The following is a 17,776-nucleotide window of genomic DNA, read 5'->3' on the forward strand; positions in this document are numbered from 1 at the left end:
GTCAAGATCCGCGGCTACCGGATCGAGCCGGGCGAGGTGGAGGCCGCGCTGCGCCGCGGGACCGACGTGCGCGAGGTCGCCGTGCACGTGGTCGGCACGCCGGGCGGGGAGAAGGAACTGGCCGCCTATCTGGTGCCGGCCGACGGCGGCACGCTCGATCCGGAGGCCCTGCGCGACCGGCTGGCCCAGGAACTGCCGGCCCACCTGGTGCCGTCCAGGTTCCTGGTGCTCGACGCACTGCCGATGACGGCGAGCGGCAAGATCGACCTGGCGCGGCTGCCCGAGGACGCCCGGCCGGTCTCCGCCCGCCCCTACCGCGCCCCCCGTACGGCCGTGGAGAACATCCTGGTCCGGGCCTGGGCCGCGGCCCTGGGGCGCGAGCAGGTCGGCATCGACGACAGCTTCACCGAGCTGGGTGGCCACTCGCTGACGGTGATGCAGGTGATCACCAAGCTCCGGGCCGAGCACGGCTACAAGCTCACCTTCCAGGACTTCTACCGGCACCGGACGGTGGCCGAGCTGGCCGCCGTGGTGACCGACGCCAAAACCGCGCGGGCGGGGGAGGACACGGGCGGCCCGGACGGCCCGGGCGGCGCGCGGGCCAGGGCGGCCGACTCGATCGTCTGGCTGCGCCGCTCCGGCAGCCGGCCACCGCTGTTCTGCGTGCACCCCGGCAGCGCCCACTGGTTCGCCGAGCTGGCCGACCACCTGGACCCGGACCAGCCGGTGGCCGCCTTCGAGTGGCCGGGCCTGAGCCGCCCGTGCCCGGCACCGGAGAGCGTCGAGCAGGTCGCCGAGCTGAACCTGGCGGAACTGCGGCGGATCGCCCCCAGCGGTCCCTACCACCTGCTCGGCTGGTGCGGCGGCAGCCAGATCACCACCGAGATGGCGCGCCGCCTGCACGCGGCGGGCGAGGAGGTCACCTTCCTGCTGCTCGACCCCGCACTGGACACCTACGAGCGGGAGAACATGCACGAGTTCGTCCGGCGGTTCGAGCGGGCCGAGGCGGCGTTCGCCGACCTCGCCGACGCCGCCCGGTCCGGAGCCCGCCCCGAGCGGGTCGACGAGTTGCGGCAGCGGGCCGGTGACCTGCTCAACGACATCCTGGACGACGGCGAGGTGGCCCCACCGGAGCCCGGCGACGACTTCTGGCCGGGGCGGATCCGGGTCTGGCGGGAACTGCTGCAGACCCGGCTGGCCTACCGCCACACACCGTACGAGGGCCGGCTGCACCTGCTCGCGGGCGACGACGTGGCGGCGGGCGAGCACGAGGTCGCGGAAGGGGTCAGCTTCGAGGACTTCACCGCGCGCTGGCGGGAGCTGGCCTCCGGCGGGCTGACGGTCCACCGGGTCGGCGGCAACCACCTGGGCGTCCTGAAGACGCCCCACGTCGCCGAGGTGGCGGCGGTGCTGACCGGCCTGCTGTCCGGCGCGCGGCAGTAGGCACCCGGCCGGGGCGGGCGGCCGGGCCCGCCCCGGTGACGGAGGAACCGGCCCGCGCGTGTACGACCGCCGGCCGGGCCCGCCTCCGGGCCCGGCCGGAACCACGTACCACCGACGAAGGAAGCGAACCGATGCCCCCCGTTCTCACAGCGGACTCGCACGACAGCGTGGTGACCCTGGACCCCAGCGCCTCCATGGCCGTCGAGAGCCTGGCCGCCGACCTCCTGTCCTGCGCGGACGGACGGATCGACGACCCCGCCTGGATCCGCCAGGCCGGCCGGCACCGCCACGAGCTGCCCGCCCCCCTGCGCAGGTCCCTGGCCGACTTCGCCCGCGACCCGGGACCGGCCGGCGCGCTGCTGGTCCGCGGCCTGCCGGTCGACGACGAGCTGATCGGGCCGACCCCCATGGTCAGCGGCTCCGTGCAGCGCGAGGCCACCATTCCCGCGGCCGCCCTGATGCTCCTCACCCACGCGCTCGGCGAGCCGATCTCCTTCCGGCCCGAGAAGTCCGGCGCGATGGTCCACGACGTGGTCCCGGTGCCGGGCAGCGAGGAGTTCCAGGGCAACGAGGGCTCGGCCCTGCTCACCTTCCACACCGAGAACGCCTTCCACCCGCACCGCCCCGACTACGTCCTGCTGCTGTGCGTGCGGGCGGACCACGACCGGGTCGCCGGGCTGCGCACCGCCTCGATCCGGCAGGTCCACCACCTCCTCGGCGACGCCCACCGCGAGGCGCTCTTCCAGCCCGAGTTCAGCACCGCGCCGCCGCCCTCCTTCGCCCTCCCGACGGCGCACTCCCGGCCGCACCCGGTGCTCAGCGGGGCACGCGAGGACCCGGACCTGCTGGTCGACTTCGCCGCCACCGAGCCGCTCACCGACCGGGCGGCGCGGGCCATGCGCGAACTCCAGCACCTCTTCGCGGCGCACGCGCTCACCCACCGCCTGCTGCCCGGTGACCTGGCGATCGTCGACAACCGGGTGACCACGCACGGCCGCACCGGTTTCACCCCGCGCTACGACGGGCGGGACCGCTGGCTGCACCGCACCTTCGCCACCCAGAACCTGCGCCGCTCACGCGTCCACCGGGCGGGCGACGGCCACGTCCTGACCGACTGACGACGAGTCGCCGCCGGGAGCGGCCGGCCGCCCGAGGCGTCCCGACCCCGACGCCCTGATGCCCGGCCGCACCCGGCAGAAGCCCGAGCGTCCCGACATCTTCGTCCGGGCACACGAGAGCGACAGTCGCCATTCGACAGCGAACGGTAGCCGCCGCCCCCGCCCGCATGGTGACGGGCCGCCCCCGTCGGTCCTCGGTGGCGGCCCGTCCCGTCGGGGTCAGTCGCCGAGGGCGACGAAGCGCAGTTCGCTGGTGTAGCGGTTGCCCTGGTCGTCGGTGAGCCAGGTCTGCTCCGGGCTCGGCAGCATCTCCGTGACGGTCAGCCGGCCCTCCGGGTCCTGCCGGGCCAGCCGGCGGACCGCCTTGGCGAACAGGTTGACGTACGCGGGACTCTCGAAGTCCACGAAGAACGGCCGGGGTTCGGTCGGCGTGGTGACGAAGACGAACCTGGGCAGCCCGCTCGCGGCCTGCCAGCGGCGTACCCACACGAAGCGGCGCGCCTCGTTCTTGTCCTGGGCGCAGTCCAGCGCGGCGCCGGCGTACCGCCAGGTCTCCCGGGCCAGCACCAGCCGGTCCACGGTGATCCGGGGCGTGTGGTCCGCCTCCGGCAGCAACCGGCAGAGATCGATCACCAGTGTCGTCAGCACGTGGGCGAACACGTCCAGCACCCCGAAGACCGCGCCGTCGGGCAGCCGCACCACCAGGCGGCCGTCCTGCCGCTCCACCACCGCCTCGGCGCTCGGCACGGTGCGCTCCCGGTACGGGTCGGACCCGTGGTCGAGCAGGGCGATCTGGTAGTCCTCGGGGCGGACCAGGGCGTGCCGGACCCGGGTGGACAACCGTGACCGGTGCTCCTTGGGCAGCAGCGGCATCAGCCGCGGCCGCGGGTGGTCCAGGCCGGTCTGCGCGAACAGCTCCGCCGGAGCCGGGTGCTGGTGGACGAAGAGCGAGGCACCGAGGGTGTTGATGGCCACGTGGAGTTCGCCGAGCACCAGCTCGAACTCGCCCCGCTCGACGGCTCGCGGGCCGTCGGCGGCGAGCATCACGTCCGGGCTGAGGTAGCGGGCCGCGGTCCAGCCTGCCGAGCGCTCGTCGAAGGCGGCCCGCACCGCCCCGGCGATGTCCGCCGCGGCGACCGTGACATTGCCCTCGCGCTCCGGCAGGCGCAGGATTGCCGACCAGCGGTGCCAGAACTCCTTCTGCAGCGCGGCCGCTTCGCCGGCCGCGTCGCCGTGCAGGACCGGCATGCAGGCGAACCAGAACGACGCCAGGTCCACCGGCCCGCCGGCGTCCGTGCTCAGCCGCTCGTGGACCTGTCCGGCCAGTGCCAGCACCCGGGACGCCAGCCGGGAGGTGAGCCAGCCGGCGCTGGTCATCAGCAGGTCCAGCGGCTCCAGCGCCCGCAGCACCTCGGCGCCGACCGTGGCGGTCGCGGCGCGGACGCTGTCCGAGTAGACGAGGGTGCGGCAGGGCGCGGTGGTGCTGCCCTTCTCCCGTGCGGCCGGCGTGTCGGTCAGCCCCCGGAATCCGGACTCCAGGGCGGCCAGCGCCGTGACCAGCTCCGGCCCGGTGGCCGCCGCGGCGACCTCGGCCCGGCCGCGTTCGAGTACCTCCAGCATGTCCAGGCCGTCCCGGCGCGCCGGCTCGTCGCCGACCCGCTCCAGCCAGGCCCGCAGGTGGCGCTCGGGGTGGGTGCCGGCCGGCACCTCCAGCCCGCGGACGATCCAGCGCCGCCGGACCAGCTGATCGAGCAGGTCCTCCACCTGCTGCGGCGTGGCCCGGCCGGCCAGCTCCCGCCGGATCTCCCGGACCGGACGCCGGCCGTCGCACAGCCGCAGGACCGCCAGTTCCAGCTCGGTGGCCGGCTGCGCGGGCCGGCCGGGCAGCAGGACGGCCGCCGTCCCGGTCCGCAGGTACGGCATGCGGCGCGGGGCGACCCACTCGCGCAGCCGCGGGTCGGTGTCGAGGATCTTGGCCAGCTCGTCGATCGACCAGCTGGAGAAGTACACCCCGGTCCGGGTCACCAGGCCCTCGCCCGTCTCGACCGTCACCCCGGTCGTGTCCGGGTCGAGGGTGCCCCAGCCCACCGGGCCGAAGAAGCCGATGGTGTCGTTCTTGACGCAGAACCGCTGCCAGTAGTGCGCCACCAGCTCCTCGCGCTGCCGGTGGCCGCTGGTACGACCGGCCGCGCTCGGCTCCCAGCGGACGAACGGTTCTACGGCGCGGCCGACCACCGCGCGGTTTTGCCAGGCCACCGCGCCCTGGAAGTCCGGGCGGGCGGCGATCCGTTGCAGCTCCCTGGCGCCGTCGACCGCGGCTTCGGCGAAGGCCGCCTCGAAGGTTTTCCACGCGGGCCCGGTCAGCGCGGCCCGTGGTCCCAGGGCGTCGGCCGCCCGGGCCAGTTCGGGCGCGGCCAGCCGCAGCACCCCGTCGGCCGGGAAGCCCGGTCCGCGCAGGGCGAACTGCCGCCACAGCTGCCACTTGTCCCCCAGCGGGACGGTTGTCCCGGCCATGGTGCCTCCTCCTAGCTCAGGCCGGCGTCGGCGATGACGACCATGGCGAGGTCCTCGGGCGACGGGTAGGTGAAGACGAGGGCGACGGGCACCTCCACACCGATGGCCTGCTGCAGCCGGGCGGTGATCTGGAAGGCGCTGAGCGAGTCGCCGCCCGCCTCGAAGAAGTCGCTGGAGGTGTCCAGCCTGTCGTCGCCCAGCGTCTCCCGGTAGTAGGAGGCGATCAGCTCGGGCAGTTCTGCCGCTGCCACCTGCGGGCTGTGTGTGCTGGTCATCCGGTACCTCCGAGTGGGTGACTGGTTGCTGTACGGGTGAGTCGGCGCACACGTCATGGAACGGTGCGGTGCTGAGCGAGGGGTGCGGTGGGTTTCGGTACGGCCGGCCCCTGCCGGCGGTGTCGCGCGGGTCAGACCGCACCGTCCGGGGGGCGGGCCGGCACGCCGGCGGACAGCGCGGCGGGCGTGTTGCCGCCCGACACGACGACGGCGACGCGCTCGCCCTGCAGCCGCCGGCCCGCCGCACCCAACGCCCCGGCCAGCGCGACGCTGCCGCTGGGCTCGGCGGGGACGCCCGCCCGGTGCAGCAGCCGCATGGCCCGCAGGATCGCCTCGTCGGCGACCTCGACCAGCGCGTCCACGCGCTCCTGGACGATCGGGAATGTGACGGCGCCCGGCCGCTGCCCGCGCAGCCCGTCGGCGACGGTGGCCGACGGCGGCACGGCGACCGGCCGTCCGGCGGCCAGCGAGCGGGCGTACCGGTCGGCCCCGGCCGGCTCCACACCGACGATCCGCACCGGGTGGCGGACCGACCGCGCGGCCAGGCAGATGCCGGCGAGCAGGCCGCCCCCGCCGGTCGGCACGAAGACGGTGTCGACCTCGGGCGCCTGCTCGAAGATCTCCAGCCCGACCGTGCCCTGGCCCGCGACCACCAACTCGTGGTCGGAGGAGGGCACGAGCAGCGCGCCCGTCCGCCTCGCGTGCGCCAGCGCCTGCCGTTCGCGTTCGGCGACGCCGCCGTCCACCCGGAGGACCCGCGCACCCAGCGAGCGGATGACCCGCTCCTTGTCCGCGCTGGCCCCGGCCGCCATCACCACGGTGACCGGGACGCCGAGGGCCCGGCCGTTGCGGGCCACCGCGATGCCGTGGTTGCCCGAGGAACCGGTGACGATCTCGCTCGCGGTGGCACCGGCCATCGCGTTGGCGGCGCCGCGGACCTTGAAGGAGCCGCTGTACTGCAGGTGTTCGGCCTTCAGCAGGATGCCGGGCAGCGCGTCGACGGCCAGCAGCGGGGTACGGCGCACCCGGGAGGCGATCCGGTCGGCCGCCGCCCGGACGTCCGCCAGCCCGAGCCGGGTCGGCAGGGCCGTCACGGTGTCCGGTCCGGGGGCGCGGAGCCCAGCGCGCGGCGGTCGGCCTTGCCGGAACTGGTGGTCGGCACCCGGTCGAGCCGGGCGAAGCGGCGCGGCATCAGGTGGAACGGCAGGGTCCGCGCCAGGTGGGCGCGGAGTCCGGCATCCGTCACCCCGTCCAGGGCCCCGGACACGTGGGCCACCAGGTAGGTGCGGCCCTGATCGTCGGTCTCCGCGGTGACCACGGCGCCGGTCACCGCGGGGTGGCCGAGCAGTTCGCCCTCGATCTCCGCAGGGTCCACCCGGTAGCCGCGAATCTTGATCTGCCGGTCCCCGCGACCCAGGTACTCCAGGTTGCCGTCGGGCCGCCGCCGGGCCAGGTCGCCGGTCCGGTACATCCGGGCGCCCGGCGGACCTGCCGGATCGGGCAGGAAGCGCTCGGCGGTCAGCGCGGGGCGTCCGCAGTAGCCGCGCGCCACGCCCGCGCCGGCGATGTGGATCTCACCGACCTCACCGTCCGCCACCGGACGGCACCCGCCGTCCAGCAGCCGGACGGCGACCCCGTCGATCGGCGTGCCGATCAGGTCGGCGGTGGTCTCCGGCCGCTCGGCCAGGTGCAGCCGGGTCGAGGTCATGGTGCACTCGGTCGGGCCGTACTGGTTGACCAGCCCGCCGCCGAGCAACCGGTGGCCGCCGGCGGCCAGGAACGGCCGCAGCGACTCCCCGCTGGAGACGACCAGCCGCAGCCCGCGCAGCTCCGCGGCGATCGTCTCGTGCCGGGTCAGGAAGGTGAGCAGCGACGGGGTGGCGCTGAGCACCGTGTCCACGCCGAAGCGGCGCACCGTCTCGGCGAATCCCTCCGCCCGGAGCAGTACCGAGCGGTCCGCCAGGACCAGCCGGGCGCCCGCGACCAGCGGGGCGAAGGTGTCCCGGATGGACGCGTCGTAGCCGAGCGGGGCCAGTTGCAGTGCGGTGGTGTGCGGGCCCAGCCCGTAGTCGCGGGCTATGAACCGCAGGTAGCGGGTGAGACCGCGGTGCTCGATCAGGACCGCGTTGGGCGTACCGGTCGAGCCGGACGTGTGCGAGACGTACGCCAGCGAGGACGCCACGACGCGGGGCAGCGCGCTCGGCGGGACCGGTTCCCCCGCGTCCTCGCGGCCCGCCCCGGTCTCCTCGTCGATCAGTACGGTCGGCCCGGGGACGGCGAGTTCGAGCTTCCCGGCCAGAGCGGCGGTGGTGAGCAGGACGCCGGCCCGGGCGCTGCCGGCCATCGCGCGCAGCCGTGCCGGCGGCGCGTCCACGTCCAGGCTGAGGAAGGCACCACCGGCCCGGGAGACGGCGGCCATCGCCACCACGGCGTGCGGGCCACGCTCCAGCGCCACCGCACAGACCCGCTCGGCACCGACTCCGCACGCGGCCAGCCGGCATGCCAGCCTGTCGATACGGGCGGCCAGTTCACCGTACGTCAGGACGCCCTCCCCGGTGACCAGGGCGGGTGCCCCGGGCCGGTCGGCGGCGTGCGCCGCGATCAGGTCGACGTAACCGGGTTCCACGGTCGGCTCTCCGGTCATCCGGCACCGCCCGGCACCTTGGAGCGGTCCACGGCGACGAACCGCAGCTCGGAGGTGTACCTGTTGCCCAGATCGTCGGTCAGCCAGGCCTGTTCGGGGGTGGGGAGCATCTCGGAGACGGTCAGCCGGGCCCACGGGTCCCGGGCGGCCAGCCGGCGGATCGCCTTGGCCAGGATGTTCACGTACACCGGACTGTCGAAGTCCACGTAGAACGGCCGGGGTTCGGCGGGCGAGACCACGAAGACGTGCCGCGGCAGCTCGGCCCCGGCCCGCCACTGACGGGCCCGCACGAACCGCTTCGCCTCGCTCTTCTCGGTGGCGAACGGCAGTTGGCCGGCGGCGAAGCGCCAGGTCTCGCGGGAGATGACCATCTTGTCCACGGTGACGCGGGGGGAGTGGTCGGCGTCCGGGCGGATCCGGAACCGGTCCATCACCCGGTTGGTCATCGCGTGGCAGAAGACGTCGAGCAGGTCGAACACGGCGCCGTCGGGCAGTTCGGCGACCAGCCGGCCCGCCCGCTCCTCGACGACCACGTCCGCACAGCGGACGGTGCGCGGGCGGCGCGGGTCGGCCGTGTGGTCCACCAGCGCCACGTAGTAGTCCTGCGGGCGGTCCAGCGCCGGCCGGCTCCGTGCGGACCAGCGGATCAGCGGGAGTTCCTTGGGCAGCATCGGCACCAGCCGTGGACCGGGGAAGTCCGCCGTGGTCTCCGCGACCAGCTCCTCGCGGTCCGGGTGCTGGGTGACGAAGAGCGAGGCGCCCAGCGTGTTCATCGCCAGGTGCAGCTCGCCGAGCACCAGGCTGAACTCGCCCCGCTCGACGGCCGGCAGGTCCTCGGCGATGAGCATCACGTCCGGGCTGGCGTAGCGGGACAGCGACCACCCGGTGCCCGGTTCGCCGAACGCCTTGTGGACCTGCTCGGCGATGTCGGCCGAGGCGCGCTCCACCCGGCGGACGCCCTCGGGTGCGGCGATGACCGCGGCCCACCGTTCGCGCATCTCCGCCTGGATGGCGTCGATGTCGGCGATCGACCGGCTGTGCGGGGCGGGCAGGCACTCGAACCAGAGGGAGCCGAGGTCCACCGTGCCGTGCCGCGCGCACAGCCGCCGGTACGCCTCGGTGATCCGCGCGCCGACGACCTCTGCGAACCGGTCGGTCATCCAGCGGGACGCGGTCAGGCACAACTCCAGCGGCGTGAGGGCCTCCAGCACCGCGCTGCCGACCCGGGCGGTCGCCGAGCGGCGGCAGTCCGCGTACACCAGCGAACGGTTGGGTGCCGTCCTCGCCCCCTTCTCGCGCTGTGCCGGGGCCTGCGTCAGGCGGGCGAAGTCGGCCTCCAGGGCGGCGAGCGCCGCGACCAGCTCCTCCGCGTCGGTCCCGGCGGCCTGCACCCGGTCCCGGCCGCGCTCCAGTACGGCGAGCCCGGCCAGGGCCGGTTCGCGGACCGCCGGGTCACCGACCCGCTCCAAGGTCTCGCGCAGGTGGCGTTCCGGATGGGCGGTGGCCGGGACCTCCAGCCGCCACACGATCCAGCGCCGCCGCACCAGCTGGTCGAGGACCTCCTCGACCTGCCGGGGCACGGCCCGGTCGGCCAGTTCCCGCTGGATGTCCCGGGCCGGCCGCACCCCGTCGCAGCGCAGCAGCACCTGGCGCTCCAGCTCCGACACCGGCTGCGGGGGCCGCCCCGGCAGCCCCACCTGCGCCTCCCCGATCCGCAGGTACGGCAGCCGGCGTGGCGCCAGCCAGGGGCGCAGACCCGGATCGCGGTCCAGCGTCCTGGCCAGCTCGTCGATCGACCAGCTCGAGAAGAACACCTCCGACCGGCTGATCAGGCCCGTGCCCGGGTCCAGCTCGACACCGCGCAGCTCCGGGTCGAGGGTGGCCCAGCCGACCGGGCCGAAGAAGCCGATGGTGTCGTTCTTGACGCAGAACCGCTGCCAGTAGTGCGCCACCAACTCCTCGCGCTGGCGGGGCATGCTGGTACGGCCGGCCGCACTGGGCGTCCAGGACAGGAACGGGGCGATGCCGGTGTGCAGCACGGCCCGGTTCTGCCAGGCCACCGCGGCCCGGAAATCGGGCCGGCCGGCGATCGTCTGCAGCTCCCTGGCGGTTTCCACGGCCGCGTCGGCGAAGGCGGACTCGAAGGACTGCCAGTCGGCTCCGGCCGGCTCCGCTCCGGCACCGAGCCGGTCGGCGGCCTCGGCCAGGCCCGGCGGCGCCAGCCGAAGCACCCCGGTCACCGGGAAGCCGGGTCCGCGCAGCGCGAAGTGCCGCCACAGCCGCCAGCCGCCGCCGGGCAGCAGCACGGGCTCAGGCATCGCCGTCTCCGGCCGGGGCTCCGCCGACGCACCACTCCAGTACCGCCCGGGCGCTGTGGTACTTGTTCTCCGCCTGCTCGAAGGCGATGGAGGCGGGGCCGTCCAGCACCTCGGCGGTCACCTCGTCGTCCCGGTGCGCGGGCAGGTCGTGCATGAACAGCGCGCCGGGACTGGTCTCCATGACGGCCTTGTCCACCCGGAACGGCTCGAAGGCGCGCCGCCAGTCCGGGTCGGCCTTGGTGGTGCCGGTGGTCTCCCAGCGAGTGGTGTAGACGACGTCCACCTCGGGCAGGTCGGCCGGGTCGTGCCGCTGCGTCACCGTCGCGCCGGCCGCCGCCGCGTACTCGGCTGCCCGGTCGAGGTAATACTGCTCGACCCCGTAGCCCTGCGGGGTGCGCAGGTGCAGCTCGGTGCCGGGGTAGCGGGACAGCGCCAGGGTCAGCGCCGAGGCGGTGTTGTTGCCCTCGCCGAGGTACAGCACCCGCAGGCCGTCGATCCGCCCGAACCGGTGCAGCAGCGTGGTGAGGTCGGCGAGCGCCTGGGTGGGGTGCTCGGCCGCGCTCATCGCGTTGATCACGGCCATCCGCCGCTGGTCGGCGAAGGCCCGTAGCTCGGCCTCGTCGCCGGCGGTCCTGGCCACCAGTACGTCGAGCATCCGGGACAGCACCGCGGCGGTGTCCTCCACCGTCTCCCCGGTGTTCTCCTGCAGGTCCCCGGGGCCGTAGGTGATCAGCCGGCCGCCCAGACGCAGGGCGCCGGCCGAGAAGGCGGTGCGGGTTCGGGTGGAGGTCTTGCGGAATAGCACGCCCACCACGGCGTCCTGCAGCGGTCGGGCGTGCTCGCGGCGGCCGGCGGCGAACTCGGCGCCCCGGCGCACGATGCCGTGCATCTCCTCGAAGCCGAGGTCGTCGATCGAGATCAGGTGTCGGCGTAGCGGACCGGACATCTGCGGTCTCCTTCCTTCCTTGACGGGCTCAACGGACGTGACGGCCTGGTCGGCCTGGACGGGCTGGTCGGCCGGGAACCACAACGCGACGGTCCCACGCGGCGTCTGACCGAGTGTCAGACAGATCGCAGGCCCTGGCGCAGCACGTCGAGCCCGCGGTCCAGCACGGCGGGATCGATGGTCAACGGCGGCAGGAGCTTGACCACCTCGCCACGGCGACCGCACAGTTCGACGATCAGCCCGCGGTCGAAGGCGTACTGCTGCAGCCGCTCGGCACGCAGCGGGCCGCTGCCGCTGCCGCTGCCGCTGCCGAGGTCGATGCCGAGCGCCATCCCGCTCCCGCGCGTCACCAGATCGCCGCCCTGCGCGTCCAGTTCGGCGCGGAACCGTTCCAGGCGGTCGATCGAGGCGGCCAGCCGGGCATGGAAGGTGTCCTGCCGCCACAGCTCGCAGGCCGCGGTGGCGGCGACGAAGGCCAGCTGGTTGCCGCGGAACGTCCCGGTGTGCTCGCCCGGCTCCCAGACATCCAGCTCCCGCTTGAACAGCACCATGGAGAGCGGGAGCCCGTAACCGCTCAGCGACTTGGAGAGGGTCACCACGTCGGGGGTGATCCCGGCGTGCTCGAAACAGAAGAACCGGCCGGAGCGGCCGCAGCCCGCCTGGATCTCGTCCAGGATCAGCAGGATCCCGTGCCGCTCGGTGAGTTCGCGCAGGGCGCGCAGCCAGTCGGCGCCGGCGGGGTAGACGCCGCCTTCCATCTGCATCGGTTCCACGATCACCGCGGCCGGCACCTCGACGCCCGAGGAGGGGTCGGTGAGCAGCCGTTCCAGGAATCCGATCGAGTCGAACCCGCCCTGCGGACCGTCCTCGTAGGGTACGAACGTGACGTCCTGCCCGGCGACCCCGCCCGCCCGGCGGGCCCGGCGGTTGCCGGTCACCGCCAGCGAACCGCGTGACATGCCGTGGTACGCGCCGGTGAACGCGACCAGACCGGACCGACCGGTCCGCTTGCGGGCGAGCTTGAGGGCGGCCTCCACGGCGTCGGTGCCGGTCGGCCCGGTGAACTGTGCCTTGTAGTCGAGTCCGCGGGGCCGCAGCACGGTCTCGGCGAAGGCGGTCAGGAAGTCCCGCTTGGCCACGGTGTACATGTCGAGGCCGTGCGCGAGGCCGTCGGCGGCGAGGTAGTCGGCCACCCGTGCCTTGATGAAGTCGTTGTTGTGCCCGTAGTTGAGCGTTCCCGCACCGCAGAAGAAGTCGATGAACGTCCGGCCGTCCTCGGCGAACAGCTCGGCGCCCTTCGCCCGCTCGAAGACGGCCGGGAACGTACGGCAGTACAGCCGGACCTCCGACTCCAGCTCCTCGAATATCTTGAAGTCCGTCTCCGGCAACGGCTCCTGGCCGGTGGTCGCGGTGTCCTCGGCGATGTCCATCGGGTCCTCTCGGCAGGGAACGAGCCCGCGGCAGCCGCTCGTGGCAGTGCCCGCAGGGGGAGGGGAGCGTCGCCATGCCCGCCGGGGCGGACATGAGCAGGAGCAGCGTGCCGCCGGACGGCGGCGCGGCACCAGGGAACGAAGGGCAGGCCGTGCGGCCCTGCCGTTGCGCGTTTGTCCCGGCCCGGTACGCCGTCCGCCCGGACGTGCGGGGCGGCCCGGCCGGTCGGGGCTCGGATCGGCGGGCTCAGATCAGCCCGGTGCGCACGGCGTGCGCCACCGCGTGGGCCCGGTTGCGGACCTGGAGCTGTCCCATCAATTCGTAGATCACGTTCTTGACGGTGTGCTTGGAGCAGCGCAGCGTAGCGGCGATCGCCTCGTTGCCGTGCCCGTCCGCCATCAGCCGCAGCACCTGCAGCTGGCGGCCGGTCAGCGACGGGCTGCCCGGACGCCGTCCGGGTCCGGCGGGCTCCGGTGATCCGTCGAGGAGGCGGGACAGCGCCAGGTGGGAGAGCCGGCCCTCGCCGCGGTGGGCCGAGTGCACGGTGGCGGCCAGTCGTTCCGGCGTCGCCTCGGCGGCCAGCACCATGGCCCGCACACCGGCCCGGAGGGCCTGCAGGGCGCCGTTGCGGGACAGCACGTCGGCCACCACCAGCAGCCGCTCCTGACCGCCCGGCAGACCGGGCCGGCAGGCCGCGATCGCGCCCTCCACCGTGCCCCCGACGGCCACCAGCACGTCCTGCGGCGACGCGTCCGGTGCCTCGGCGGGCCGCAGCCCCGCGGTGATCAGTCTGGCCTCCACCACCGCGCGCGCCGCCGCGTCGCTCGACCGCACGCGTACGCGCACGCGCACTGCCGCCCGGGGCGCGACGGCGTCCAGGGAGGCCCTGGGCGGAGTCGTCATGGGGGCCAGGGAAGAAGCGGTGGAGGGGGCCGTGGTGGGGGTGACGGAGGGGGCCGCCATCGTCGCGATCACAGCAGGCCCGCCCGGAGGGCGAAGGCCACCGCGTGGGCCCGGTTGCGCAGGTGGAAACGCCGGGTCACGTCGTGCACCACGGTGGTCACGGTGCGCGGCGAGTAGCACAGTTCACGCGCGATCTCCTCGGTTTCCCGGCCGTCCGCGACCAGCCGCAGGACTGCCCGTTCCCGCTCCGAGAGCGCCGAACCGCCGGGCGCCGGCACCCCGTCCGCTCCCGGACGGCGTGCGTCGGCACCCTGGCCGTGTTCGAGCAGCCCGTCCAGCAGGTCCGGCGGCAGCGTGCAGTCGCCCGCCGCGGCCGCCACGACCGTCGACGCCAGGCGCTCGGCGGTGCACTCGGAACGGCGCAGCAGCCCCCGGATGCCGGCCGCGAACGCCTGCACCGCGTCGCCGGCCGCGAGTTCCGTCGCGACCAGCACCACTTCCTGGCGCTGGTCCGCCTCGCGCCCGGCCCGCACGGCGTGCATCACCTGCGGTGCCACCCGGTCCACCATCATGACCGCGACCTGCGCCCGCTCCCCGGACAGCGCCACCGCGATGTCACCGTGACACTGGAGGCTGGCCCGGGTGCCGGCCTCCAGTATCGGGTCCTGCGCGACGATGCTGACTCTCACCGGCTCGCCCATCGGCTCCTCCTGAAAACGCCTCCGCCTGACAGGAGAGAGCATCGGCTGCGGGGCCTCGGGCAACATCGGGTGCGAGCACCCAGTTTTCCCGACCCGCCGGCGCTGCGGGCCGCCGGCGACCGCCGGCGCCCTTCACCGCCGTCCACGCGCCCTTCACGGCCGCGCACGGGACCTTCACGGGCCTGCGGATCCGTCGCCCGGCGTCGCCCCCCGCACCACCTCAGGGCCCGCCGTCACCGGGTCCGGGCGGCCACCGCGGGTCCGCCGCCGGACGCGAGGCGGAAACATGGGGGCGATACCCCCATGCCCGGCGAGTACCGGGCGGTGGGCGTGAGGGAGTGCGAGCCGTGGGGGTCGGCGACGGCGAGGTGAAGATCGGTCGGCACACGTGTGTGGCCCGCGGCGGTGCAGCGGGCCACACGGAAAGGGACGGCTCGGGCCGGTCAGCCGCCCACGTGCCAGCTGAAGCCGCCCGTGTTGGCGGCGACGGCGAGGAGTACGAGCCACAGGACGACGTCGACTATGCCGAGCACGATGCCGGCCTTGGCCATGCCCGCCCCGCCCTTGGCAGCCGACTGCCGCAGACCGACGGCGCCGAACACGACGGCCAGCGGGCCCAGGACGATGTTCAGCAGAAAGAGTCCGACGATGCCGCAGCACAGACCGGCGACCGCCAGGCCGTTGGTGCGCGACCGAGTGGGTGCGGTGGAGGACCCGCCGTAACTTGTCATGGTTGCTCCCGCGTTGATGACGATCGGGCTCAACGACCTTTAGCCCATTTTGGTTGTCACTTGAGCACCCGTGTGCCCGGCGCGAACCGTTCTATGTCGTGGCCAGGAAATTCACTTACCGTCAGATCAGCCCGCCCGTAAGCCAGTTGGGTACTGCTGGGTGGGGCTGCCGAGGCGTTCGACAATCGGTGTTCCTCGGTGCGGGTGACCACGCGGTGGGTAATCTCGAACGGGACCGCGCCGGACGGAATCCGGCGCAGTCGTCGCGTCCCGTCGGGGGAGGGGATGGCTCCATGCCCGGAACGAATGCACGTACGTCCCACGGGGAGTCCGGTGCGCGGGCCGTCGTCCTGCGTCTGTGGCGCAACATCGGCTGCTACGGCCTCTTCAACCTCGCGCTGCTGCTGTTCATCGCGGGGCTGGTCGCCGACGGCGGCCCGGTCGTCCTTCCGTTGCTGGTGCTTGCGCTCTTCGTCGTCGGCGTGTTCAGGATGGTGCGGCTGCTGCGCTACACACTGCGCGTCCGCGTCAAGAAGATCGGTGACGTCGTACCGGACCTGGTCGCCCCCGGCGCGCGGTTCTGCCTCATCCTGCGCCCGTTCGGGTCCGCCGGCTACATCATCGTCCGCAGCGGCAGGGGACGGCGGACCCTCACCCTGGGCGGGATGAAGGTCACCTCCACCATGGAGCAGGTCGTCTCCAGGGCCTGGTCGGACGTCTACGCCTCCGAGGCGTACGCGGTGGTCGACCCCGACCTCGCCCTGGCCCCCGGCGGTCTCGTCTACATGCGGGCCGAGCACGCCGAGTGGAAGGAACCGGTCGCCCGGCTCATCGAGGCCGCGCACTCCATCGTGCTGATCCTGCCGCCCCACCAGGAGATCCGCACGTCCACGTGGTGGGAGGTCCGCAAGATCATCGAACTCCAGCGGCTGGAGCGGCTCACCGTGGTCCTGCCCCCCTACGACGTGAAGGGGAACGGATACGCGCAGGCGAGAAGAGAACTGTGCAAGCTGCTCGCGGTGGTGGAGGACCCGCTCTGCCTCGTCCACCTGGCCCAGGGCACCGATCCCCTCATCAGCGGCGAACGTGTCGACTACTACGAGCGGGACATGCTGCCGCCCAGGACGCTGGGCGTTCACTTCTTCAGGAACCACGGCGGGATGCACCAGTACCGGGACGACGGGCCCATCATGTACAGCTTCGGCACGGGAGTCGACAGCACGTCCCTGGTCCTGCGCAGGAAGAGCAAGGTCAGCGAGTCCACCTACCGGCCGCTGCTGCTCGCGGCCTACCGGTCGGACGCGGAAGAACTCCCCTGACGGGGCGCCCGCTCGGCGGACCACCGTCGGGGCCCCGTGCGCACACCGTTGCCACGACGGAGGCGGGCGCCACCGGATAGGCGCAGCACGTCCCCGGTCGATCGGCGACTCGAAGTCCAGGGGCAACTGGCCCGCCCACCCGGTGGACAGGTCGGCGTACTGGCGGTCCTGTCCCCGAGAACGGGCCGTAGTGGGGCCACCGCACCGCGGCCAGGCGCCCCCAGCACCGCTGATCAGCGCGTGCCCTGTCCGATCTCGGCGGTGACCACCATCGCCGTATCGGCATCCGCTTCCGCCAGGAGACCGCCGCCCGGAGCCCACAGGGCGCTGCGCCCGCAGCCGGTCCACGCACCCGCCGGACCGACATGGTTGGACAGGACGACGTACAGGTTCGACTCCTTGGCGATGCCCGGATAGACCTTCGCCCGCTCCTCGACCCCGCCGCCCGTGCCGTACAGGGAGCTGGCCAGGTGGACTTGGCACCCGTCGGCAGCCCCACGGCCGGTCAGCTCGGGGAAGTGATTGTCGTAGCAGGTGGCCAGGGCGAAACGCAGCCCGCCGAGTTTGAATCGCCCGTCGCGCCGCCCCGCCGCGAACACGTTCTGCTCCTGCTCGTACAAGTGCTGCTTCCGGTAGGCGGTGAGCAACTCGCCGTCGGCCCCGTAGACCAGCGTCTCGATGGCGGGACGGTTCTCGCCATCGACGGCCACCGCACAGTTGATGACGGTGGCGGTGCCGCACTCCCGGATCGCGTCCAGACGCGGATCGTCCGGGTTCAGCCACAGCCCGGGATCGGCGCTCAGGGCGTCGAGTTCGTATCCGGTCGGCGCCAGTTCGGGAAACACCACCAGCTCGGCACCGTGCCGGCGGGCCTCGCCGGCCAGGGCGACCATCTGCCGAACGTTGGCGGGTATGTCGGCCGGGACGCAGGTGAGCTGGGCCGTTGCGATCTCCATGCGGGTCAGCATGACAGCTCAGGGAGTCTCCGCTCATCTGAGGGCGGTGAAACGCGCGGCACGGTGAGCGCCTGGACGGCCCCGGTGGCACGGCCCGGCGGAAAGCGATTGTCTTCAGCCACTTGCGTCGCCGATGTGCGCCGGTCCCCGGAGGGGGAGGCGGCCGTTACGGCCAGGTAGTCGACCGCATGCACCCTTCGTCCCGTTCATGCGGACGGGCTGATTCCCGCTCGCGTGAGGCGTGATTTCGAGGGCACACCCGCGAGCTTGTGCGAATCCTGTGTCAGGTTGTGTGGGCTCGGTGACCAACGGGGTAGCCGGGCTTCTTGGCCTCTCATGGGGGATCCATTCATGCACTCGCGTGCTTCGGGCATGCCGTCTCGGCATGCCCGCAAGAGATCGACACGTCTGTCCGCGCTGGCTGTTGCGGCCTCCGCCGCCCTTGCCGCGGCGACCCTGCCCGTCACGGCCCAGCCC

14 protein-coding genes are annotated in these 17,776 nt (G+C 73.6%); 3 read left to right on the forward strand and 11 right to left on the reverse strand.

The features are described 5' to 3' along the window. A partial coding sequence (locus IE312_RS08605) for an alpha/beta fold hydrolase (RefSeq protein WP_189979946.1) occupies positions 1-1,443 on the forward strand: 1,443 nt, incomplete at its 5' end. 131 nt (positions 1,444-1,574) lie between these two features. Further along, positions 1,575-2,561: a TauD/TfdA family dioxygenase gene (locus IE312_RS08610; RefSeq protein ID WP_189979955.1), complete on the forward strand. Its 987-nt coding sequence runs from the start codon at positions 1,575-1,577 to the stop codon at positions 2,559-2,561. A gap of 219 nt (positions 2,562-2,780) precedes the next feature. On the opposite strand, the gene IE312_RS08615 is transcribed toward IE312_RS08610, so the two are convergent. The 10 genes from IE312_RS08615 to IE312_RS08660 form a co-directional block, all read right to left on the reverse strand. Continuing rightward, positions 2,781-5,075 carry a lantibiotic dehydratase gene (locus tag IE312_RS08615; RefSeq protein WP_189979962.1) on the reverse strand — a complete coding sequence of 765 codons (2,295 nt, stop codon included), beginning with the start codon at positions 5,073-5,075 and terminating at the stop codon, positions 2,781-2,783. An 11-nt stretch (positions 5,076-5,086) separates the two neighbouring features. Beyond that, the gene (locus IE312_RS08620; RefSeq protein WP_189979964.1) at positions 5,087-5,350 is read right to left on the reverse strand and encodes an acyl carrier protein; all 264 of its coding nucleotides are present in this window, start codon (positions 5,348-5,350) and stop codon (positions 5,087-5,089) included. A gap of 131 nt (positions 5,351-5,481) precedes the next feature. Then, complete coding sequence (locus tag IE312_RS08625; RefSeq protein WP_189979966.1) at positions 5,482-6,444, reverse strand: threonine ammonia-lyase; 963 nt, start codon at positions 6,442-6,444, stop codon at positions 5,482-5,484. Further along, complete coding sequence (locus tag IE312_RS08630; protein ID WP_189979968.1) at positions 6,441-7,994, reverse strand: amino acid adenylation domain-containing protein; 1,554 nt, start codon at positions 7,992-7,994, stop codon at positions 6,441-6,443. Before IE312_RS08630 ends, IE312_RS08625 begins: the two co-directional genes overlap by 4 nt. Further along, positions 7,991-10,312, reverse strand: a complete 2,322-nt coding sequence (locus IE312_RS08635; RefSeq protein ID WP_189979978.1) for a lantibiotic dehydratase — start codon at positions 10,310-10,312, stop codon at positions 7,991-7,993. Before IE312_RS08635 ends, IE312_RS08630 begins: the two co-directional genes overlap by 4 nt. Next, complete coding sequence (locus tag IE312_RS08640; protein ID WP_189979980.1) at positions 10,305-11,258, reverse strand: ornithine carbamoyltransferase; 954 nt, start codon at positions 11,256-11,258, stop codon at positions 10,305-10,307. The genes IE312_RS08635 and IE312_RS08640 overlap by 8 nt, the downstream gene beginning before the upstream one ends. 116 nt (positions 11,259-11,374) lie before the next feature. Continuing rightward, the gene (ectB, locus tag IE312_RS08645; protein ID WP_189979982.1) at positions 11,375-12,688 is read right to left on the reverse strand and encodes a diaminobutyrate--2-oxoglutarate transaminase; all 1,314 of its coding nucleotides are present in this window, start codon (positions 12,686-12,688) and stop codon (positions 11,375-11,377) included. Between the two features lie 247 nt (positions 12,689-12,935). Next, positions 12,936-13,592 carry a helix-turn-helix transcriptional regulator gene (locus IE312_RS08650; RefSeq protein WP_268254298.1) on the reverse strand — a complete coding sequence of 219 codons (657 nt, stop codon included), beginning with the start codon at positions 13,590-13,592 and terminating at the stop codon, positions 12,936-12,938. A 68-nt stretch (positions 13,593-13,660) separates the two neighbouring features. Further along, positions 13,661-14,293 carry a helix-turn-helix transcriptional regulator gene (locus tag IE312_RS08655; RefSeq protein WP_189979984.1) on the reverse strand — a complete coding sequence of 211 codons (633 nt, stop codon included), beginning with the start codon at positions 14,291-14,293 and terminating at the stop codon, positions 13,661-13,663. Between the two features lie 443 nt (positions 14,294-14,736). Further along, a complete protein-coding gene (locus IE312_RS08660; RefSeq protein ID WP_189979986.1) occupies positions 14,737-15,024 on the reverse strand; it encodes a DUF4190 domain-containing protein in 288 nt (95 codons plus the stop codon). A gap of 293 nt (positions 15,025-15,317) precedes the next feature. On the opposite strand from IE312_RS08660, the gene IE312_RS08665 reads away from it, so the two are divergent. Next, positions 15,318-16,343 (forward strand): hypothetical protein, encoded by a 1,026-nt coding sequence (locus tag IE312_RS08665; protein ID WP_189979988.1) that lies wholly within the window; start codon positions 15,318-15,320, stop codon positions 16,341-16,343. 233 nt (positions 16,344-16,576) lie between these two features. Here the strand turns inward: IE312_RS08665 and IE312_RS08670 are convergent, their stop codons facing one another. Continuing rightward, positions 16,577-17,299, reverse strand: coding sequence for a carbon-nitrogen hydrolase family protein (locus IE312_RS08670; RefSeq protein ID WP_189979990.1), 723 nt, complete (start codon positions 17,297-17,299; stop codon positions 16,577-16,579). Between the last annotated feature and the right edge of the window lie 477 nt (positions 17,300-17,776).

Origin of the sequence: Streptomyces capoamus, assembly GCF_014654935.1 — a bacterium.
In the GTDB taxonomy this organism is placed as follows: Bacteria; Actinomycetota; Actinomycetes; order Streptomycetales; family Streptomycetaceae; genus Streptomyces; species Streptomyces capoamus.